The organism is Nostoc sp. DedVER02 (genome assembly GCF_034530675.2).
In the GTDB taxonomy this organism is placed as follows: domain Bacteria; phylum Cyanobacteriota; class Cyanobacteriia; order Cyanobacteriales; family Nostocaceae; genus Nostoc.
The window spans coordinates 1-18,519 of the sequence record NZ_JAVRCP020000051.1; the positions used below are offsets into that span (position 1 = coordinate 1).

Below are 18,519 nucleotides of genomic sequence, written 5' to 3' on the forward strand. Positions count from 1 at the left end.
TAATGGAGTTCAGAGGTGCATTAATGGAGTTCAGAGGTGCATTAATGGAGTTCAGAGGTGCATTAATGGAGTTCAGAACCTCAATTTCTTATGGCTAATTTTTTGTATTTGCGATCGCAAACTGACTTAACCTAAATATATGCCTTTAGCAGAGGTAAACTTAAAGGCTATGTTCCATATTTAAATAAATAAGAAGTATCAGGAACGACTGAACTCAGTCTTAACCGTACTTGCAGTTACCTTGTAAATTTGCTAGTTGCTTGTTATTGCAACAAATGTGGCTTTTATAGGATTAATTGCAAATACTTCTAGATAAAGTATCAAAATTTTCTTCTCTGCTAACAAAAGTTCCTATGCCTCATTTTGACCCTTAGAAGTGAGGCAATTTTCTATGTAGCTATAACCCACCAATTACAGGAATCACGGACACTACTTTCTCAACTTCATCTACCCTAATCTGCGCCAGCCCAAACTGTTCAATTATTGCTGCATTCGTCGTCAAATGCCTACTCACCTCAGCCACCCGATAATGACTTTCTTGTGAAGCTAAAGCAGCCGGCAATAATAACTGATCTGCTAAATGTTCATCCACTGGTGCGCCTGTGTGATGAAACTCAAGCAGCTGCTGACAAGCTATCTCTGCAACAGTTTCCGCCGACAACCGCAAACGCCCAAATCCACCAAAGCCAGTCAAACTGTTCTCATACTCAGCAGTTAAAAAAATACCTGCCCCCGGTGCGATACCCCTTTCTCGCAAAGTTTGTACAGCAACTTTCAAATGGGCTTCCCGTAACAAATTCTCCGCACGATTCGCCATCCGTTGCGGAATATGAGAAGGCAAATCTGTTACCACAGCTAGTCCCCGCACCTGTTGTAAATCTCCCCGTTCCAACAAGTTGATCCCGCCGATTTTACCACCACCATCCACTTGTAACTCTACCTCTCCCCCACCTTGGGGATACCACCCCCAAGCGCCCAACTTGACTTGGGCTTCTACACCCATGCGTTGCAATGTGGGTAGATAAACTTGCTCAATGTAAGTCGCTGTCGGGCTAAAGTTGACATGAGTTCCACCCTTTAGCGTTACCTGAGAATTCCCCGTTGCTAGTGCTAAAGGTAAGAGAATTGTCTGTAAAACTAGAGCGATCGCACCCGCAGAACCACCTTGTTGTGCTTGACTAACATCAAAGGTATAAATTCCAGCTTGTACAGCACTACCTGGAATGAATTCTAGCAGCGTTGAACCCAAAGCATCACCCCGCAATTGAGCATTACAAATTCTACCCGCAGCCCGAACTGCTGTTAAGTGTTGTGCTGCTAATCCTGGCTTTTTGCGTCCAGCACGAATGCCTGTAATTCGTATGGGTTCGCCAGTGATGGCCGCTAAACTTAAGGAAGTACGAAGAACTTGTCCGCCTCCCTCTCCATAGGAACCGTCAATTTCAATCATGGGCGATTTTGGGATGTTGGATTTTGGGTTATCCCCACTGGCTCTTAAAATCAAACCACAAATTATAAACGCTCAACAGCCAGATTTTTGGAGGGAGTTACACAACTATACAGAAAAAATTCTGATACATCTTGCTCTCTAGTTTGGAACTTCTAAATAAAAAAATATCTCAAAATCGATAGCAAAATCTCTCTATTCCTCTTCACTCTGTGTTCTCTGCGTCTCTGTGGTTCGTTTATTTGGATAATTTACTTCTTGAAAATCCCTTTGCTAATTTTGATTTTGTAATTGAATAACCTTACTTTTACCGGGATTCATCAACCCATAAGGATCAACTATTTCTTTAAATTTTAACTGCTCAGGAGCAATAACTTTTCTGCCTCCATCTTCAATAATATAGGTGTGAGGATTAGCAATACTCACACCCTGTTCTTCGTGATAGCGGATAATTTCATTGAGGCGTTCTTCTGTGGTGTAGCGTACAAGTTGCAAAGCACCAGGAACTACAGCACCGTTCACGCGAAAAAATTCCAAATGCATCATTACTTCATTGCCAAAGTGATGATACATCTGCTCTACCAGTTGCAAATTGCTCTGGCGGGGAAACATACTTTGTAAGTAGGTAATTCCAGTATCTACACTCCGAGCGTGTAAGGTTGTATGATTCCAGCTAAATTCTGCTAAATGTGTCCCTTTCCCCGCTTCCTCAGCAGGTTTTTTATATGTAATTTCTCCGCCATATTTCTGCACCAAACCTGGTAAGAATTCCAAACTTGACTCAGCAATTATCAAAAATACTGCATGAGTCCCTTCAGGAATGTACTCTTGTAGGGCGTGAAAGTATTGGGGAATTGGGGATGCAAAGACAGAAATCAACTTCTTAATCATGCCATCAGCATTGCCAACAGCCTGACCAAATTTTGCTGCTGTCATAAACTCGTCAAAGGTGACAATGACTTCTGCCCAAGGATAAGCTGGGCCTAAAGGAATTTCCACTTCGGTGATGATGCCGTTAATTCCCCAAGCATGATTGACTTTTTGTACATCATCGCCGCGTAATTCGATCGCACGGGGTTCATCTTCAACAGTTACCACACGCAATGCTAAGATATTACCGCGATCGCCAAGTAACCCATATTGGATCGAACCAATACCCCCACTTCCCCCAGCAATAAATCCGCCAATTGTAGCTGTACGGTACGTGGAGGGAGCCATGCGAATTTCCCAGCCAATCTCTCTGGTTTTCTTATCCAAAGCCGCCAACTTCACCCCAGCTTCTACCCGCGCTACCCCAGGTTTCACCCAAAGAATCTCTTGCATCCGTGTCATATCTAAAATGACACCACCATGCAAGGGTACACATTGCCCATAATTCCCCGTTCCCGCACCCCGCACTGTCACAGGTACACGATGTTTCGCACAGGCGGCTGCAACTTTTAAAACCTCTGTTTCATTAACGGGACGCACAACTATATCCCCAACTTTTCCCTCTAGTTTCGGCACTAGCACCGGGCTAAAGCTGTGATAATCCTGAGATAATTTTGCTACTTGGATAGAATCTGTGATTATTTCTATGCCTTCTAGAGAATTAATCAAGGCATCTAATTTTGTTGTCATCATTTTAATTACGAATTACGTTAGCGTAGCGTTAGCGAGTTTTCGAGCGTCATTACGAATTACGAATTACGAATTATTTAAAAACCTTGCCTTTGAGGTAAAGGAGCCTTAAATGGATTACTACTAGGTGGCACAAGTGGAACTGGGTTAATGGTGGGTATGGGAGTAGGCACTACTTTGGGAATTACTCTGATAGCAAATCCTCTCTCCTGGGATTGTTGCTTACCAGATTTATCATTAACTTGCAGCGCAATTTCAGTTGGAAAAGCTAGATTGACTGGAAGGCTTTGTGAGCCACTTAATGGAACGTCATTTCCGTATGGCTGAAGTTTAACCTGAATATTTTCCCCTTCAACTCTCCAACTCAAAGTGGCAGTTGTGCCTTCATTAAGTTCTAGATTTGGTTGTTGAATCCCGTTGATTGTGAAAGAAATAATCTTAAATGGCTTCGGCAATATTTCTATTTTAGATTCAGTCTTTTTAGAACTTAATTTGCTACTTCCATTGTTAGAAGCAGCTTTAATTTCAAAAGCGAAGTTTCCGGCTCTATTTGCGGCTAAAGGAATATTTTTACATTGCAGTTGTTGATTGGTTTGTGTACATAGTTTTTGCAGCTTGGGGTCGGTGATATTACCTTGAGCAAATCTATAATTGATTGGTTCACCATAAGATGTCCCATCATCTCCAATGCCAGTAATTTGAGTTTGTGCCAACAATAACGGACGGGCAATTGCCCAACTTAAAAGAATATTTTGACCTTTTGTATACTGTCGTTTATCTGCTTGAAAACTTATGATTTCTGCAATTTCTTTTTCAGCTATTTTTACTGGAATTTCTTTCTCGATAGTTTGGGTCTTTGGAGACAATATTTGTATGCCATTACGATAAAAAGCTTGTAGCTTAAAAGTGTAATCGCCTTTTGTTGTTACTCCAGTTCTAATGTTGCTACAAATTAAATCTTGTTTTTCTTGCACCTGACAAAGAGGTGTACTTCCCTTACTCAGGGCTTCAGGAATCCCACCGCTAAAGTCATAGGTAATAGGCTCAATAGGTTGAGAACCTTTGGCTGTAAGAACTAACTTTTGCAATTGTTTATACTGAGAAATTTCCCAGTTCAAAGCAACTTCGTCACCTTCAGTAATTTGAGGGTCTTTAGCACTAAAATTTTCTAATCTTAAAGGTTCGGGGTTTAAAATTCGCCAAATAATAAATCCTATTCCTCCTAATAATCCCAAAATTGCCACAATCAACAAAAGAAATTGCCACCAAGGGCGGGGTTTCCATACCAAACTCCCTTGAGGTAATGTGTTAGGTAGAGGTAAATTTTGTGGATCTTTGATATCAACTTGAAAGTTGACTACTAACCCAGCACCAAACCAAGGTTGTCGCCACCAAGGTTTAGGTTTAACTCTCAAATTGCTGATAGCAGTTTTATTTGGTAGTAATCTGACTTCGGTAGGATCAAATTTGTAATTATATAGTTCTTCTTCATCTCGACTTTTTAAGCTTAATATCAGTTCTCTGACAATATTACCCTGGTTTGTTAGTGATAATTCGTACTTCCCTACACTCCGGCTAACTTGTCCTAAAATGGTATTGAATTCTATATTTAGATGATAATTTGTTGGAACTTGAATATATACCAAATCTAGTAATACTAAGTCGGGAGAGTTGTCTGAATACAAGCGGATTGTCGGAGAATAACTTCCTGCAAGGGTATCCCCAGGGGGGTGAAATCTCAAAAATATTTGACCCTGATTACCAGGATTTAGTTCTAGTGCAGTCACATCAGAAATCAATCCTGGCCCCTCAAATCCAGTGGCCGGATAATTAATTGTAAACCAGTCATCATCCAAATCTGGGCAACTTAAGCGGAACCTGTCTACAAGATAAGAGCGATTATCAACTATCACCTCTACTTGCAGAGGTTCACCAGGTTTAAAAATTAACGGTTTGTTGGGATTGGTATTCGGTCTAATGGAAAATGTCGGGTCGTTTATCCGAATTGCAGTCTGTTCTTGTAGGAGAACCTTAATTTGGTTGGGGAAGGTTATGGGTGTATTTTGGGGATAATGAAGAGGGGAATCTACAACTAATGTATAGTCATAAGTTCCGGGGAGAGCATTTGCGCCAATTTGAAACTCAAATTTTACTTCGTCACTATTTTGCCCTGGGGCTAATGCTAAACTTTCTCTCGGAGAACTAGACCAGCCGGTTAAATTTTGAAATACTTCATCAAAAACAAAATATAAGTCAATAACCGCGCTTTGATCTCCTTGATTGATGACAACAACGTAGAGTTCAATAGTATCTCCTGGCATCCCAAATTGAATTCCAGGTGGATTAATAATAACTTGCAGTGGATTGAATTTAGCTTGCATGTCATTGACTCTCTTATTTGATGCGGTGTAGTTTGACTTGAAAATCTTCACCACCACTCACAATCATGGTTCCTTGATTAGTTTTCAAGTCGATACTATTGATTTTTTTAGAGCTTTGGTAAATTGTTTTACCTTCTGCTGCCTTGGTTTTGTCGAGTTTATGTTCGGGGGTTAAATACCAAACTACTACTCTTCCATCATCGCCACCAGTGACTAGCAAATTACCATCATCACTAAAGGCGAGACTACGCACAGATGTTTTTGATGCTGGCCAACGGTCTACTGGCAAACAATTAAGTTCATTTACTTTTTCGAGTGGATTCGGATTTTTGGAAGTTTGGCACTGATTCAAATTCCAAATGGTAATGAATCCCGCAGAATCGGAGGTGGCGATGATTTTTTCTGCCGAGTTAGGAACAAAAGCTAATCCCCAAATATAGTCTTCACGCCCAACTAATGGATCTAGTTTTTCTAGATTTTGCACTGATAAAGTTGCTAATTGTTTATCAGATTGGACTGGATTCCATTGCCACAAAATGAAACGCTTAAAGTTTCCGGCAATTACTAGAGTTGTTGCATCTGGGCTAAGATTTAATGCCCGGACTTGGAAACCTGATAATTTCAATCTACTTTGAACATCGATAACTTGCGGTTCTGGCAGAAAATCGCTGTTAGGCGCTGATCTTGACCATAATCTAACTTTACCACTGCCATAACCACTGAATAAATTAAGTGAGTTTGAAGTAAAGGCTAAGTCAAAAACGCGATCGCCTTTTGCTTTAGGATCTTTAAGGTCTTGAAGTTCGCTAATTTTTTGGCCTGATGGTGCATCTCTAAGTTCAATTACACCATTATCTAGACCAACAGCCACGCGATCGTTTTGTAATGGCATGAAGCGTAAGACTTCTACAGCATCATCGGTAATTGCCATCAAACCTTTAGGCTGTTGTCGTTGTTCGCAAGCATCTGGCTGCCCAGCATAAGTTGCGCTATTATCGGGGTCTAAGTTATCAGAATTAATTCTCCAAAGTCTTAATGTACAATCATCTGAGCCACTGACCACTGATAAACCAATGCCACTAAAACGTACTGAGTTGACAGAACGTGTATGCATTACATCTCTTGGTTGCAGGATTAATGCTAGGAGTGCGGCTAAGAGTGCGATCGCAGCTAGCTGTAGCCATAGAGGTATAATTGGCAGAGTCTCTACTTCTAATGTCTGCGTGGCTGGGTCTGTACTCCCTAAACGTTGGTCGGATAATTCCGATTTCGCCTCTAATAGTAGAGTTTTGCCGATTCCTACCCAAGGACGTTTTGTTTTCACATCGAGGATGACTTTACTTGTTTCTCCTAAATGAAGATTGGCATCTTCTGGAAGCTTTTTGAAACTGCATTTTCGCCAGTCTCGTCCCTGTACCTGCACATTAATTTGCTGGTTGAGGTTACTAGCATTTTTAAATAATAATTCAAAGGAAGCTGTATCAGATTTCCAGTCAGGCAACCATGACGATTTACTAGGGATTTTCAGGTGTTTCTGGGTAGTGGTAAAATCTATAAAACCCACTGGTAAGACTTCAATATTGCCTTCAGCATTGGTTGGATAACCATTATTGCTAACAGCTTCAATATTAAAAGGGTAATTTTGACTGGGCGCTTGCACTACAGAGGGAGGTTGACATTGAAATGTGGCTTCTGCTAATCCCCCTGGTTCAAGAGATAATCGGCGTTCTGCACTATTTGTCAGCCAAGACGAATCTACGCCGATAAAACGTAGTACCACCTCAGTTGGTTGTTGCCCCAAGTTCCGCACCCGTACTGGTATATCTATCGAATTGCGGGGATAAACTTGGAACTCTCGCACTGGCAATTCTACACTTAAATGGGTTGGTCTGTTGTCTCGCTCGATTTTCAGACGCAGCACAAGTCTGCACTGTTGTGCTAATTGGGGTGAAAAAATATTCACCATCAAGTTGACAGTACCGACAAATCCCGGAATCGGTGTATTAAATATAAAGACTTGGAAGATGGTGCTGCTGCCTGGTGGTTTAGCTGCTGCCACCTCTGGTTCGAGTCGATACCAGCGATATCCAGTGTTCCGGGTTTCTCCGGCGGCGGTAATTTCTACCTGAAAATTGACAAAGCGATCGCTGTCATTATTGACAACTACCTCAAATGATACAGGAGTATCACCCGGACGAAAGGTTAGGTTCTGAGTAGAAAGACTGGCATTAATAACACTTTTTTCCATGCTATTGTTTATACTATTTTATGATTTTGCATAACTAACACTGTTAAAAAATTAATATCTGCGAAAAGTTGGCAATAAGTATTTCGGTTTGATTATTCAATAATATTGTGTAATAAATTTGTCAATTTATAAAAGTCATTTTCAGAAAAACTATACATTCCAATCCCAATTTCTCAATTGAATATCTAGCACAATTCCCATCAAAACTTGATAAGCCGAGTATATGGGCAAAAATTTTAGCTTTTGATGAACCAGTATAAAACCTAATTTTTGATACTCGTGCTAGATGGGAGTGAAGTAACTTAGTAAAATTACATAGTTTTATGACTTTACAAAAGCGTCAACTTGCTAGATGATAGCAACGAAAGGGAAAATAATTAGTAAATATATAGTTTTATAACTCTCAGTAGTTGTGTGAAAATCCTGTAATTACAAGGCTAAAGTCGGTTTGAGTTTCCCTCATAACCTTAGTTCGAGGTAAAAAAATGGTACCGCTACATACCTCACAATTCCAAGCAAATCCCGCAACTCGCACCTCCTACAGCCATAATCTAGTCTTTATCGACATGGGGGTTGAAGACTATAGCGATTTAGTCAATGGCGTGCTTGAGAATACCCAAGTGTTCAGCCTGGAATCCACGCAGAACGGTGTTGAACAAATTACGGGTATTCTGAAAAGTTACGTAGACGCGCAGCAGCTTGTTGGTAGACATCGCTCAAATTTGATTAATATTCATATTGTGTGCCACGGTACACCAGGTTGCTTACAATTGGGTAACACCAATTTAGGACTTGATACCCTCGACCAATACAGCCAGCAACTTCAACAATGGCAGCAGATATTTCTAGCCTCTGCCAAAAGCGATCGCCCCTGTAACTTACTCATCTATGGTTGCAATGTGGCTGCGGGTGATGCGGGGGAAGAATTTGTCGCCAAATTGCACCAACTCACAGGAGCAAATATTGCCGCTTCCCGTCGGCGGATTGGGAATGCAGAATTAGGTGGTAATTGGGAGTTAGAAGTCCGCACCACTGATATGGAAGTTAATTTAGCCTTTGCAGAAGCGACGCGACAGGCTTATGCGGGGATACTGGCGACGTTTACCGTCAATGATACCGGAGATGCCGATGATGGCAATCCGAACAACGATATTACTACACTCCGAGAGGCAATTAATTTAGCTAATACTAGTACTGGGGAAGATACAATTACTTTTGGAGGAGTGTTTACTGATACAACTCCAGACGTAATCACCCTCACCTCTGGGCAACTGACGATTAGCGATAACGTCACCATCCTGGGGACTGGGGCATCTAAGTTGACAGTCAGTGGGAATAATGCCTCCAAAGTTTTCGAGATATTGGGAGTAGGTACAGATGCGATCGTTGATGGCTTGACTATTGCTAATGGTAACAACGGCGGTGTTTTGATCGATAATAATACGATCCTCAGCCTAACGAACAGCACTGTTTCTAACAATACAGCGTCTCAGAATGGTGGTGGAATCGTTAACTCAGGGGTTCTCAGTCTAACTAACAGCACAGTCTCTGGCAATACAACGTCTCAAAATGGTGGTGGAATCGTTAACTCTAACGCAGGTATTCTCAGCCTGAACAATAGCAGCGTCTCTGGCAACACAGCATCCGGGAGCGGTGGTGGTATCTATAACTATCAGTCTGCTAGCGTCAGCTTGAACAATAGCAGCGTCTCTGGCAATAGTGCGTCTCAGGGTGGCGGTGGTATCTATAATGGCAACATCCTCAACCTGAACAATAGCACTGTCTCTGACAATCAGGCATCATTCGGCGGCGGTATCGCTAACCCAGGTTATGTTTATTTTTCCAGTTCAGCTACGGTGACTAACAGCACCATCTCTGGCAATAAGTCGCTAGAAAATGGCGGTGGTATCTATAATGGTGGCAGCTACAATAACGCAGACGCTCTCACCCTCATAAATTCTACGGTTACAAATAATACATCAGATTCGGATAGCAATGGTACTGGTAATGGTGGAGGTGTTTTCAATTATACTCAAAGATTTGTTGTTGGGAACACTCTCATTGCAGGCAACTCCGACAAATCTATTTCCGATATCATTAATCCTGACGTGACTGGCAGTTTTAAGGACTCCGGCAATAACCTCATTGGTAATAACACTGGTAGCAATGGTTTCATCACCAGCACCCTAGTAGGAACTAGCGCCAGCCCAATTGACCCAAAACTTGGTCTACTGCAAAATAATGGCGGTGTAACTTTAACTCATGCCTTACTTGGAGATAGTCCCGCCATTGATGCCGGAAATAATCGCCTAGTTGGTGCTACCACCGACCAAAGGGGCGCTGAATTTGAACGGATATCCGGCGCTACAGTGGATATCGGTGCTTATGAAGTGCAGTCCACTAGCCCACCACCTGTTAATACTGACACAGTAGTAACTAATACCAACGATTCAGGGGTAGGCTCGTTGCGGCAGGCTATTCTCAATGCTAATGCTACTCCTGGAGCGGATATAATTACCTTTGCGGGCGTGTTTACCGATGCTACCCCAGATATTATCACCCTCACATCTGGGTCACTAAGCATTACCGATGATGTCACCATTTTAGGGACTGGGGCATCTAAGCTGACCATAAATGGAAACAAGACTTCGGGTGTATTCGAGATATCGGGCACAGGGACAGATGTGAGCATTAATGGCTTGCAAGTTACTAATGCTAATGATGTTGTATATGGTAGTATCTCGCTTGATAGTAATACCAGTCTAAACCTGACAAATAGCATTGTATCTAACAATAAAGGAGCAGTGGGCGGCATATTGAACAGAGGTACTCTCAGGCTGACGAACAGCACTGTCTCTGGCAATAGTGGGTCGTCGTTAGGCGGAGGCATATTCAACACAGGCAACCTTAGCCTAACTAACAGCACTGTCTCTGGCAATGGTGCGAGGACTCAGTATTCTTCTGCCTACGGTGGCGGTATATTTAACACAGGTACTCTTAGCCTAACTAACAGCACTGTCTCTAATAATAGTTTGTATGCCAGTGGCTTAGAGCGCTATGGCCCTAACCCTCTTCCTACTTACGGGGGCGGAATCTATAACTCTGGCAGCGTTAGCCTGACCAATAGTACTGTCTTCAATAGTACTGCACAAAATGGTGGTGGCATTTATAACAGTGGCACTTTCAGCCTGACCAATAGCACTATCTCTGGAAATAGAGCTTACTCTTATGGTGGCGGCATTTCTAACTCAGGCTCCCTCACTCTCACTAGCAGTACCATTACTAATAACACTGCATCTGATTTCTACATAGGAGATGCGGATGGTGGAGGTATTGTCAATTTATCAGATGGTACTGTCATTGTTGAGAACACTATTATTGCAGGTAACTTCGACAAACCTAGTAACGAGTATGGCGAAGGGAGTTTTTACTCAATTGATGTTTCGGGTAGCTTCATTGACTCCGGGAACAACCTAATTGGCGATCGCACCGGTAGCACAAGTTTTACCACCAGCACCCTAGTAGGCACTAGCGTCAATCCCATTGATCCCAGACTTAGCCCACTGCAAAATAACGGTGGTACAACCTTAACTCACGCCTTACTTGCAGATAGTCCCGCTATTAACGCTGGCGCAAATTCCTTAGTTCCTACTAGTGTCGAAAACGACCAACGTGGTGTTGGATTTGACAGAATATCTAGGGGTACAGTTGATATTGGTGCTTTAGAGTTCAATGGTATTAACGGAACTAATGGCGCTGATAACTTAGTGGGCACAAATTACGGTGATATAATTAATGCTCAACCTGGCAATGATACTATCACAGGTAATCAAGGTAATGATATCCTAACTGGTGGCGGCGGCAACGATAAATTTGTTTACAACTTGGGCGATGGTGTTGATACTATCACCTATTTCGGCGGTGTAGGTAAAGGCTCAAATCCCTCAGCAGCAATCATTGCCAAAATAGATATCCTCAAATTTCAAGGTGCTGGATTGACAGCCCAAAATCTGTTACTCACCCAAAATGGTAACAATCTAGAAATTACCTTTGATGGTGTGGCTAATGACGAAGTTATCCTGCAAAACTTTGCTTTAGAAAACCTAGATAACCTCTCCAGCATTGGTAATATACTTTTTGATGGTCAGAGTACAATTAGTGACAGCTTTGATGTCTTCAATGCCAATTTCACTCAAAGCACCATCTTCAGCAAAAATACAGTCACCTTTCTCAATGACCTAAACAATAATGTCGATGGTTTTAACAATTCAGCAGATGTTATTAATGGTCAGCAAGGTGATGACCGCATAGATGGTAAAAGTGGCAACGATTTGCTGCGTGGTGCTGCTGGTAATGACACCCTCATCGGTGGTACTGGTAACGACACCCTCGTTGGTGGGGCTGGTAGCGATAGCCTTATCGGTGGTGCTGGTAACGATAGCCTGATTGGTGGCGATAATAATAACACTCTTGTTGGTGGTGATGGTGATGACATCCTCATTGGTGGTTATTATGCTAATACCTTAACTGGTGGTAGCGGTCATGACCAGTTTGTTTACCAACGCTTGAGCAATAGTGATACAATTGCCGACTTTAATCAGAGCGAGGATAAGTTAATTCTTACTGACTTGTTTAAGAGTCGGGGCTACAGTAGCAGTAACCCAGTCTTAGATGGTTATCTGCGGTTTGTACAATCGGATACTTCTACACAAGTTCAGTTTGCCTACTATGGTATTGGTGAAACGTTTTATACCTTTGTAACTTTAGATAATTTCACTGCGACTAATCTGGTAGTTGGTAGTAATGTTATTGTCTAGCGTTCAGTTGTAGCCTGTAGCGATTGTCTTAAAAATTAAGCGAACCTTAGACATCTGGAGTAAAAAATATAGCAACTTCCCACAGTCATTGAACCCCACCCCTTAATCCCCTCCCGAAAAGCGGGGAGGCAGGGTGCTTTCATACAAACAGAGAAAAATGACAATACTTATTGGGAGGCGATGGGAAATTGACAATCTGGAAGTATGAACAATCTCATCGAACAGTTGCAGCAGGTTCCAGACTATCGGCACATTAGAGGACGGAGACATAAATTGTGGTTAGTACTGTTTCTGATATTGCTGGGAGCCATGACAGTGCCACAACTGTAGAGAATGTTCATTCAAAGAAGACTTTCCACCACGGCGTGGTGGCAATATTCTTGATACCACTCTGGGAAAAATTGCTCGTCTTCAATACGGACAAAAGCGAATCGATTTTCTGCATCCTGAAGAGTGGTAATCGCTTCTGTAATTGCTGCCGTTTGTGTCATTGCTTTTAGGTAACTGTAGCACATTTCTATTATCGCTAATTGGCGCGATCGCTCACTCATACAGTAGACTTCTTGCATAAGTCGGGAAAAGGGGAAGGGGGAAAGGTTCTCTATTGTCCCCTTCCCCTTTAACCTTTACCCTTTTCCCACTTCTTGCAAAAGTGCTTTTTGCAAGAGGTCTAGTATTCGAATTAAATTCCTCCTCAAGGACGCTTTAGAAACTCCCTTGGGGGGATTCGCTACTCAGATAAAAAAGTATCAAATATATCAGTAAGTGTAGCGATATCCTCTTACAAGGAGACTGGTTGGATGAATTTGCAGGCGATTGGGAAGTTATTCCAAGAGACATTCAAAGAATGGAGTGAGGATAAAGCGTCACGGTTAGCGGCGGCGTTAGCTTATTACACGATTTTTTCTATTGCACCGTTGTTAATTATTGTAATTGCGATCGCAGGGGCAGTATTTGGAGAAGAGGCGGCAAGGGGTCAAATTGTCGGACAAATTCAAGGTTTAGTCGGGATAGAAGGCGCAAAGTTTCTCGAATCAGCCATACAGAATGCTAACCAACCAAAGACAGGAGCGATCGCTTCTATCATTAGTATCATAGTTCTACTAGTGGGTGCTACAGGTTTATTTACCGAGTTGCAAGATGCCATGAATACGATTTGGGAAGTTAAACCCAAACCCGGACGCGGCGTAACTAACATCATTCGCCTGCGAATTTTGTCCTTTGCAATGGTGATAGGTATTGGCTTTTTACTATTAGTTTCTCTGGTAATTAGTACAGTTTTGACAACATTAGTAACATACTTTAGCAACTTGTTACCAGGTGTTGATTTTCTCTGGCAACTTGTCAATTTTCTTCTCTCTTTTGCTATAACTACACTCTTATTCGGACTAATTTTTAAAGTTTTACCAGATGTCAAAATTGCTTGGAGTGATGTTTTAGTTGGAGCTTCTCTCACCTCAGTTTTGTTCTCTATTGGAAGATTTTTATTAGGACAATATTTAGGTAATGGCAGTTTTGGCTCAACTTATGGGGCTGCTGGTTCGCTGGTGGTGATTTTAGCTTGGGTTAACTATGCCGCACAGATTCTTTTCTTTGGTGCTGAGTTTACCCAAGTTTATGCTAGAAGGTATGGAAGCGGCATAACTCCAACGAAACATGCCATCCCTTTATCTGATAACACGGAATATAATGGGAAGGCTCCAACTAGGCAATCCTCCACTAACAAAAAGCCACCTTCTAACTTGATTAATCGCTTATTCCAGTCTTTCAAAAAAACCAAGCGGTTAAAAAATAGAAGAAGAAATCAGCGATATTAATCCCTTAATAGTGGAATTATATGTTTATGAATCTGAAAAATATTAAAGTATTTAAACTCTAATAAAATTCAGTTTTATGAAATCAGATCGCAGATAAATAACCTGATACTGGATTTTTCCAGAAGTTTATTGAAAAAGGAAAAAAATCAGTGCTAATGGAAAAATGGTTTTTTATCGATTGGCAGGCAATCTTTGTTCCTAGCATCAGTGTCTTTGAATTGATTATCCGTGGTTCGTTGGTATACTTAGCACTATTCTCAGTGTTACGTTTCCTTCCTAGCCGACAACTAGGAACACTAGGAATTACTGATTTACTCGTAGTTGTGCTATTTGCTGAAGCTGCCCAAAATGCTATGGCAAGTAATTATACATCAATTACTGAAGGCGCTATCCTAGTAGGAACAGTGATTTTTTGGAGTTATTTGTTGAACTGGTTAGGCTACAAAATACCCCAGTTTCAACGTTTCTTGAATCAGCCACCACTACTACTGGTAAAAAATGGTCGGATGATTCAGCGTCATTTGCAACGAGAATTAATCACAGATGATGAGTTGATGAGCAAGTTACGTCAGCAAGGTGTGGAATTTTTAGCAGACGTGAAGTTTGCATATATGGAAGCTGACGGTAGGATTAGCATCATCACTTTTGAGTCAAAAACTAATCCTGCCCCTGAGCAAAAAGTAACACTAAAAAGCGATCTACATTAATTAAACTGTAAAATATGACGGTTGTATTCTGTGCCGAACTGTGATTGAGCGCTATACTTTGCCCGAAATGGCTAATCTGTGGAGTGAAGCCTATAAACTAAAAACTTGGCTGCAAGTCGAGATTGCTGTTTGTGAGGCTCAAGCTGAATTGGGTTACATTCCATCTCAGGCAGTTGAAGAAATTAAGGCTAAGGCAGATTTTGACCCCAAGCGGGTGTTAGAAATTGAGGCTGTAGTCCGCCACGATGTCATTGCTTTCTTGACAAATGTCAACGAATATGTAGGTGATGCCGGACGCTATATTCATCTGGGTTTAACCAGTTCGGATGTTTTGGATACAGCTTTAGCACTGCAATTGGTTGCCAGCCTGGATCTATTATTGCAACGTCTAGAAGATTTGATTCAGGTAATTCGTGAAAAAGCACGGGAACATCGTCATACAGTGATGGCTGGCCGATCGCACGGTATTCACGCTGAACCGATTACTTTTGGTTTTAAGCTAGCTGGCTGGTTAGCAGAAGTGTTGCGACATCAAGAACGCTTGAGAATTCTCCGTCAAACTATTGCCGTGGGTAAGATTTCTGGTGCAGTGGGAACTTATGCCAATGTTGAACCCCGTGTAGAAGCGATCGCTTGCCAGAAACTCGGACTCCAACCCGATACGGCCTCAACACAAGTTATTTCCCGCGATCGCCACGCCGACTATGTGCAACAATTAGCTTTGGTAGCGGCATCCATCGAACGTTTTGCTGTAGAAATTCGCAATCTGCAAAAAACAGACGTTTTGGAAGTTGAAGAATTCTTCGCCAAAGGTCAAAAAGGCTCCTCAGCCATGCCACACAAACGTAACCCCATTCGTTCGGAACGGCTAACGGGGATGGCGCGACTGGTGAGAAGTCATGCTGGTGCAGCCTTAGAAAACATTGCTCTCTGGCACGAGAGGGATATTTCCCACAGTTCTGTAGAACGGGTAATTTTGCCAGATGCTTGCACCTTGACGCATTTTATGTTATCAGAAATAACCGACTTGGTGAAAAACCTATTGGTCTACCCTGAGAACATGGCACGAAATCTCAACTGCTACGGTGGCGTTGTGTTCAGCCAAAAAGTGCTACTTGCCTTAATAGACAAAGGAAGCAGCCGCGAAGAAGCTTATGCGATCGTTCAAGAAAGCGCTCACACCGCTTGGAACAAGCCAGGAGGCAATTTCCAGGACTTGATTAGCAAAGATCCTCGTGTTATCGAAAAGTTGTCTCCAGCAGAACTAGAAGTTTGTTTCGACCCCCAGCAGCATCTCCAGCATTTAGAAGAAATTTATCAACGACTGGGAATTTAGGATTAATTGGCTTGTAGTCAGCGTTTAAGCGCTGACTACAAACTTTTGATTCAAGAAATAAACAATAAGCAGTCCTTTGTAGAGACGGCGATTTATCGCGTCTCTTGTCTTAACCGAAAGGCTGATTAGACGGATACTATATGAACCATTTAACCCACGTTAAAAAAGATATATAAAAATACCAAAAATATTTAGTATTGCATTGCTGAAGACTGGATGTTTGATGCTGGAATTATTCTTAACACTGGGTAGTATACATAACAAATACTTACTTATTTGTTAATCCTAAGAGTACCTTAATGATTGAAATCCTAGCCACACTTTCTGCATCTGCCGCAGCAGGAATGAGAATAGGCATACCTTTGCTAATTATTGGACTATTGCAAGGTAGTAACTTATGGTCACAAGTTCCGATTTTATCTCACATTTCCTCACCAATATTGTTAGGTTGCCTCAGCTTTTGGTCTTTAGTTGAATTATTAGCCTCAAAAAAGCTATGGGGGCAAAGATTAATACAACTAGTTCAGTTATTCATGTCTCCCATTGTGGGGGCAATTATGGGTTTAGCAGTAGCTAATGCAACAGCAACACCAAACTGGCTGATTGCCTGTGTTGGCGGTTCATTAGCTTTAGTACTCCAGCTAGTTCAAGTTGGTTGGTTCTATCGATTACGTGGCTTACCCTTGTGGGCAGTATTTCTTCAAGATACCTTGTGTATTGCTCTAGTACTTTTTGCCTTTGATGCTCCCTGGCAAGGAGGATTAATTGCTTTAATACTGCTCTGGTTTGCAGTTCGTAGCGCCAAGCAGTGGTATGACTGGTATCACACAAGGGGATAGGGAATGGGGAATGGGGAATGGGGAATGGGGAATGGGGAATGGGGAATGGGGAAGACAATGATAATAAACTATGGCCAATTCCCAATTCCCAATTAACAATTTCCAATTAACAATTCCCTTTATTGCAAAAGTCCAATCATGTGCAAAAAGCCATGACCGGTAATTAGCTCGATGATTAAGGCAATAAAGCCTAGCATGGCAATCCGACCATTCCAGACTTCAGCGCTAGTGGTTAGACCCCATTCCCAACGTTCTTGGGGATACATTTTCACCCTTTTTTTCATTTGGGCAGCTTGCGAAAGCTTGAAACTGGGATTTTTCAACGCATCCATCACTAAGTCTGCAAGTGCATTAATAAATACTGGATGGGTATTAGGAGCAGGAACGCGGCGGAAGTTGTGAATTCCTGATTCTTCTGCTACTTCCCGATACTCAATATCAATTTCTTGCAATGTCTCAATATGCTCTGAGACAAAACTAATAGGCACGACAACTAAATCTTTAACGCCTTGTGCGCCTAGTTCTTTGAGCGCATCTTCAGTATACGGTTGGAGCCATTCTACTGGGCCGACACGACTTTGGTAAGCTAATGTGTGGGCATTGGGACGATTGAGGGTCTGCATAATTAGAGCAGTACATTCCTCAATTTCTTGCTGGTAAGGGTCGCCAGCCTCTTCAACGTAGCTTTTCGGAACGCCGTGAGCGCTGAAGAATATATGAACCTCGTCTGGATTAGGAAACTGCTCAAGTTCTTGGGCTATGAGTTGGGCCATTGCTTGGAGGTAGCCCGGTTGTTTGTACCAAGAAGGAATAACGGTGTATTCAATGGGCTGAAGTTTTGGGTCTTCACGCCAAAGTTTATCTAAAAGCCGGAAGCTGGAACCACTAGTACTGATAGAAAACTGGGGATATAGTGGTAAGATTACCAGGTGTTCTATATTGTCTTGCGTGATCTGTGCGATCGCTTCTTCTGTATAAGGATGCCAATAACGCATTCCCACATAGATATTGGCTTCTTGTCCTAAATGACCTAACTGTTCTTTTAAAGCTTCCCCTTGCGCTTCTGTGATCCGCCGCAGTGGGGAACCACCACCGATTTGCTTATAATTTTCTTGAGATGTTCTGGTTCGCCGTGAGGCAATAAACCAGGCTAGGGGCTTTTGCAACCAGCGAAACGGTAGGCGAATAATTTCTGGATCGGAAAATAGGTTATACAAAAACGGCCCAACATCTTCTAGCTTATCAGGGCCACCGAGATTGAGTAATAATACGCCTACACGACCCATAGCTGTTACTTTCCCCCAATC

Annotated in this window: 12 protein-coding genes; 6 read left to right on the forward strand and 6 right to left on the reverse strand. The window is 42.1% G+C overall.

Features of this window, described 5'->3' with window-relative positions:
• Positions 1–397 precede the first annotated feature (397 nt).
• The 4 genes from rtcA to RMZ41_RS28960 all read right to left on the reverse strand — a co-directional run bounded on the left by rtcA (position 398) and on the right by RMZ41_RS28960 (position 7,696).
• On the reverse strand, positions 398–1,450 hold the full coding sequence (gene rtcA / locus RMZ41_RS28945; RefSeq protein WP_322641689.1) for an RNA 3'-terminal phosphate cyclase: 1,053 nt from the start codon (positions 1,448–1,450) through the stop codon (positions 398–400).
• A gap of 270 nt (positions 1,451–1,720) precedes the next feature.
• Entirely contained in the window at positions 1,721–3,067 is a 1,347-nt protein-coding gene (locus RMZ41_RS28950) for an FAD-binding oxidoreductase (RefSeq protein ID WP_322641746.1), read from the reverse strand.
• 77 nt (positions 3,068–3,144) lie between these two features.
• Positions 3,145–5,448, reverse strand: coding sequence for a hypothetical protein (locus tag RMZ41_RS28955; protein ID WP_322641688.1), 2,304 nt, complete (start codon positions 5,446–5,448; stop codon positions 3,145–3,147).
• Between the two features lie 13 nt (positions 5,449–5,461).
• Positions 5,462–7,696: a hypothetical protein gene (locus RMZ41_RS28960; protein ID WP_322641687.1), complete on the reverse strand. Its 2,235-nt coding sequence runs from the start codon at positions 7,694–7,696 to the stop codon at positions 5,462–5,464.
• Between the two features lie 485 nt (positions 7,697–8,181).
• On the opposite strand from RMZ41_RS28960, the gene RMZ41_RS28965 reads away from it, so the two are divergent.
• Positions 8,182–12,513 carry a DUF4347 domain-containing protein gene (locus RMZ41_RS28965; protein WP_322641686.1) on the forward strand — a complete coding sequence of 1,444 codons (4,332 nt, stop codon included), beginning with the start codon at positions 8,182–8,184 and terminating at the stop codon, positions 12,511–12,513.
• 204 nt (positions 12,514–12,717) lie between these two features.
• Positions 12,718–12,843: a hypothetical protein gene (locus RMZ41_RS28970; protein WP_322641685.1), complete on the forward strand. Its 126-nt coding sequence runs from the start codon at positions 12,718–12,720 to the stop codon at positions 12,841–12,843.
• 11 nt (positions 12,844–12,854) lie between these two features.
• Here RMZ41_RS28970 and RMZ41_RS28975 read toward each other — a convergent pair whose 3' ends face one another.
• Positions 12,855–13,064 carry a hypothetical protein gene (locus RMZ41_RS28975; RefSeq protein ID WP_322641684.1) on the reverse strand — a complete coding sequence of 70 codons (210 nt, stop codon included), beginning with the start codon at positions 13,062–13,064 and terminating at the stop codon, positions 12,855–12,857.
• Between the two features lie 249 nt (positions 13,065–13,313).
• Between RMZ41_RS28975 and RMZ41_RS28980 the strand changes: the two genes are divergently transcribed.
• From RMZ41_RS28980 to RMZ41_RS28995, 4 genes are all read left to right on the forward strand, one after another.
• Positions 13,314–14,330, forward strand: a complete 1,017-nt coding sequence (locus RMZ41_RS28980) for a YihY/virulence factor BrkB family protein (RefSeq protein ID WP_322641683.1) — start codon at positions 13,314–13,316, stop codon at positions 14,328–14,330.
• Positions 14,331–14,485: 155 nt separating this feature from the next.
• A complete protein-coding gene (locus tag RMZ41_RS28985) occupies positions 14,486–15,037 on the forward strand; it encodes a DUF421 domain-containing protein (RefSeq protein WP_322641682.1) in 552 nt (183 codons plus the stop codon).
• 40 nt (positions 15,038–15,077) lie between these two features.
• A complete protein-coding gene (purB, locus tag RMZ41_RS28990) occupies positions 15,078–16,373 on the forward strand; it encodes an adenylosuccinate lyase (RefSeq protein WP_322641681.1) in 1,296 nt (431 codons plus the stop codon).
• A 299-nt stretch (positions 16,374–16,672) separates the two neighbouring features.
• A complete protein-coding gene (locus tag RMZ41_RS28995) occupies positions 16,673–17,212 on the forward strand; it encodes a DUF4126 domain-containing protein (RefSeq protein WP_322641680.1) in 540 nt (179 codons plus the stop codon).
• A gap of 119 nt (positions 17,213–17,331) precedes the next feature.
• On the opposite strand, the gene hemH is transcribed toward RMZ41_RS28995, so the two are convergent.
• Positions 17,332–18,498: a ferrochelatase gene (gene hemH, locus RMZ41_RS29000; RefSeq protein WP_322641679.1), complete on the reverse strand. Its 1,167-nt coding sequence runs from the start codon at positions 18,496–18,498 to the stop codon at positions 17,332–17,334.
• Positions 18,499–18,519 lie beyond the last annotated feature (21 nt).